This is a genomic window from Kitasatospora sp. NPDC047058 (assembly GCF_040643935.1).
In the GTDB taxonomy this organism is placed as follows: domain Bacteria; phylum Actinomycetota; class Actinomycetes; order Streptomycetales; family Streptomycetaceae; genus Kitasatospora.
The window spans coordinates 1-3,612 of sequence record NZ_JBEYVJ010000569.1 but is presented as its reverse complement, the minus strand read 5'-3'; the positions used below and the strand labels follow the sequence as shown (position 1 = coordinate 3,612).

At 74.2% G+C, this 3,612-nt stretch carries 5 protein-coding genes; 2 read left to right on the top strand and 3 right to left on the bottom strand.

From position 1 onward, the window contains the following. A partial coding sequence (locus ABZ885_RS37570) for an MFS transporter (protein ID WP_360199132.1) occupies positions 1 to 528 on the bottom strand: 528 nt, incomplete at its 3' end. Then, entirely contained in the window at positions 525 to 1,181 is a 657-nt protein-coding gene (locus ABZ885_RS37565) for a TetR/AcrR family transcriptional regulator (protein WP_360199130.1), read from the bottom strand. The genes ABZ885_RS37565 and ABZ885_RS37570, both read right to left, overlap by 4 nt. Positions 1,182 to 1,320: 139 nt before the next feature. On the opposite strand from ABZ885_RS37565, the gene ABZ885_RS37560 reads away from it, so the two are divergent. Continuing rightward, positions 1,321 to 1,545, top strand: coding sequence for a hypothetical protein (locus ABZ885_RS37560; RefSeq protein WP_360199129.1), 225 nt, complete (start codon positions 1,321 to 1,323; stop codon positions 1,543 to 1,545). Positions 1,546 to 1,672: 127 nt separating this feature from the next. Here ABZ885_RS37560 and ABZ885_RS37555 read toward each other — a convergent pair whose 3' ends face one another. After that, positions 1,673 to 1,849, bottom strand: a complete 177-nt coding sequence (locus tag ABZ885_RS37555; RefSeq protein WP_360199127.1) for an antitoxin — start codon at positions 1,847 to 1,849, stop codon at positions 1,673 to 1,675. A gap of 243 nt (positions 1,850 to 2,092) precedes the next feature. Between ABZ885_RS37555 and ABZ885_RS37550 the strand changes: the two genes are divergently transcribed. Continuing rightward, positions 2,093 to 3,580, top strand: coding sequence for a M28 family metallopeptidase (locus tag ABZ885_RS37550; RefSeq protein WP_360199134.1), 1,488 nt, complete (start codon positions 2,093 to 2,095; stop codon positions 3,578 to 3,580). Positions 3,581 to 3,612 lie beyond the last annotated feature (32 nt).

The following is a 3,612-nucleotide window of genomic DNA, read 5'->3' as shown; positions in this document are numbered from 1 at the left end:
GGCCGCGGCGGCGGGCGCGACGGTCAGGAGGAAGACGGCCCGCCAGCCGAGGTGGGTCGTGAGCGCGCCGCCGACCACCGGCCCGGCCGCGGCGGCTAGCCCGATCGCGCTGGTGCGCAGCGCGATCGGCATGGCCAGCCGGTCGGCCGGGTACGCGGCGCGCAGCATGCCCAGGGTGGCCGGTTGCAGCAGCGCGCCCGCCACGCCCTGGAGGGCGCGCAGGGCGATCACCCAGCCGATGCCGGGGGCCGCGGCGATCCCGGCCGAGGTCGCCGCGAACCCGAACACCCCGATGGCGAAGACCCGTTGGTGGCCGTAGCGGTCGCCGAGCCGTCCGGCGAAGACCAGCAGGCTCGCCACCGCGATCAGGTAGGCGGTGCTGGTCCACTGCACCGCGGCGAAGGAGGCGTGCAGGTCGCGCTGCATCCGGGGCTGGGCGACGGTGAGGACGGTCCCGTCCAGGGCGACGATGCCCGCTCCCGTGATGCTCCCGGCGAGCGTCAGCCGCCGGCGGACGGCCGGGTTCACCGCGCCACCGGCCCGGGCCGGCCGGGCTGGTCCGGTACGGGGTGGGCAGCCTGCTCCGGTACGGGGCGGGCGGCCCGGTCCGGCCCGAGGTGGGCGGCCAGGACGGTGTCCAGCAGCGGGCCGATGTCGTCCGCGCCGGTGGCGAGCCGGAGGCTGCCCCAGGACCGGAGTTGGGCGAGTCCGTGCAGGTTGGCCCAGAGCGCGGCGGCGACGGAGGCCGGTTCGGCGCCGGAGGGCGGCCGCACCTCGGCGACCAGCCGGATGAACGTCTCGAACATCGGCAGGGTGGTCTGCCGGAGGCCGGTTCCGCTGCCCTCCAGGATGTCGTGGCGGAACATCAGGTCGAACATGCCGGGGTTGGCGGCCGTGTAGTCGAGGTAGCCGCGGCACTGTGCGGCGAGCCGGGCGCGCGGGCCGTCGTCCGCCGTGCCGTCGGCGGCGGCGAGCGCGGCGGCCAGTTCCTCGAAGCCGTGCCGGGCGATGGCCGCCAGCAGCTCGGCGTGGGTGGCGAAGTAGCGGCGGGGCGCGCCGTGCGAGACGCCGGCCTGGCGGGCGATCTCGCGCAGCGTGAGTGCGTGCACGCCCTCGCTGGTCACCAGCTCGACGCCGGCCGTCACCAGGCGGGCGCGCAGGCCCGGCTTCTGATCATTCATGGGCACTGTCTACCAGCGGCTGGTAGACACTGTCTACTTCCGGTTGTGCGGCACCCCGCGCCAGAATCGACGGCAGGGCCCTGTGGCCTTTTCTGCCCGCGGCGGCGGCGGTGGAGGCGGCGGCAGTGAAGGCGAAGGCGTGGCGGGAACGGAGGAGGGCGTGGACGAGGGCGGTGAGCCGGCCTGCTGGCTGGACCGGGTGTGCGAGGAGTGCGGCCGGCTGCGCGAGCGGCCCGGTCCGGGTGCCTGTGAGCACTGCGGCGCGGGCGGCGAGGACAGCGCGGGCGGCGGGGACGGCCCGGGCGGTGCAGGCGGCGAGGAAGGTACGGCCGAAACCGGCGGCAGGGCCGGCGAGGACGCCTGACCCGTGCGAGCACCCCGGTCCGGCAGGTGCGACGGCACCTGCCGGACCGGGGTGCCGGTCTGCGTCGGGTCGACGGGGACGGCCACGGGGTGGCCGGGCCGGGCCGGGCCGGCGGGGCGACTGCGGGCTACTGGGGCGGCTGGTCGCGGAACTGGTCCTTGGCCTTCTCCTGGGCGGCGTCGACCTGGCCGCTGTACTTGCCCTGGGTCCGTTCGTCGACGGTGTCCCCCGCCTTGTCGACGGCCTTCTCGGCCTGGTCCTCGTGGCCCTTCAGCATGTGCTTGATCTTCTCCATCATGGACATTCGGTCACACTCCTGGATGAGACGGCCCCACTCCTCCAGGATCACCGCGCCACCCGGTGTCCGCATCCGGTCAGCTCGCGCGGCAGGGTTGGCAACGTGGCCCCGAGCATGTCAAATCAAGTTCCCGCGAACCGTCGGAAGGATCTTGCCTTGAACGCTCGGACCCGCCGCCCGACCGCCTCGCCCAGTCCCTCCGGCACCGTGCGGCAGGGGGCGGTCACCGCGTTGGCGGTCGCCGGCCTGGTGACCCCGCTGCTGCTGGTCGGCGCCGGGAGCGCGGCGGCCGACCCGGACCCGGCCCGCAAGGGGGAGAAGCTCGCCGCGAGGCTGGTCGACGAGAGCAGCGCGGACGACGCCCACGACACCCTGGAGGTCCTGCAGCGGATCGCCGACCGCAACGGCGGGAACCGGGTGGCGGGCTCGCGCGGCCACGACGAGTCGGCCGCCTACATCTACGAGCAGGCCCGCCGGGCCGGGCTGAAGGTGTCGAAGCAGGAGTTCGAGTACACGTTCTTCCAGGCCCTGTCGGAGCGGCTGACCGTGGTGTCGCCGCAGGCCGAGCAGGTGCCGGTGATCGCCATGACCTACTCCGCGAGCGGCCCGGCGGCGGGGCTGAACGCCGGACTGGCGGTCGTCCCGGTGGATGACACCACCGGCTGCGAGGCCGCCGACTACGCGGCCGGCACGTTCACCGGCAAGGTCGCCCTGATCAAGCGCGGCGGCTGCAGCTTCGCCGTCAAGCAGGCCGCCGCGGCCGACGCCGGCGCGGCCGGCGCCATCGTCTACAACAACGTCGACGGCGACCTCAACGGAACCCTCGGCGACCCGGCCGGCGGCCGCATCCCGACCGGCGGCATCGGCAAGGCCGCCGGCGAGGCCCTGGCCGCCAAGGCCGCCGCCGGCCCGGTCACCGTCGGCTTGGACCTCCGCACCTTCATGGAGAAGCGCAAGACCTCGAACGTCATCGCCGAGACCCGCGGCGGCGACGAGAACAACACCGTGATGATCGGCGCCCACCTGGACTCCGTGGTGGCCGGCCCGGGCATCAACGACAACGGCTCCGGCTCGGCGGGCATCCTGGAGGTCGCCCGGAACGTCGCCAAGCGGCCCGTCAAGAACAAGCTCAGGTTCGCCTGGTGGTCCGCCGAGGAGTTCGGCCTCAAGGGCTCCGAGGCCTACGTGAACGCGCTCCCGGAGGCCGAGCGGAAGAAGGTCAGGCTCTACCTGAACTTCGACATGATCGCCTCGCCCAACTCCGCCCAGTTCGTCTACGACGGCGACGACTCCGACCGCGTCGGCTCCGGCCCCGGCCCGGACGGCTCGGCGCAGCTGGAGCGGCACATCACCGACTACCTCGACGGGCTCGGGCTCCCGCACGAGGGCACCGATTTCACCGGCCGCTCCGACTACGGCCCGTTCATCGACGCCGGCATCCCCGCCGGCGGCACCGACACCGGCGCCGAGGTCATCAAGTCCGCCGCGCAGGCCGCCCGGTACGGCGGCACCGCCGGGGTCGCCTTCGACAAGTGCTACCACAAGGCCTGCGACGACCTGGACAACCTGGACATGGCGGCCTTCGACGTCAACATCGACGTCATCGCCGACTCGGTGGGCACCTACGCCTGGGACCTCTCCGGCCTCCACGCCCCGGTGCCGCCCCAGCACACCGACGGCCAGGCCGGCAGCGGCGGCGGCCTGCAGGACGGCCACGCGCACGAGGTCGCGGCCTGATCCCTCCCCGCAGCCCCGGAACGCCGCCGCCT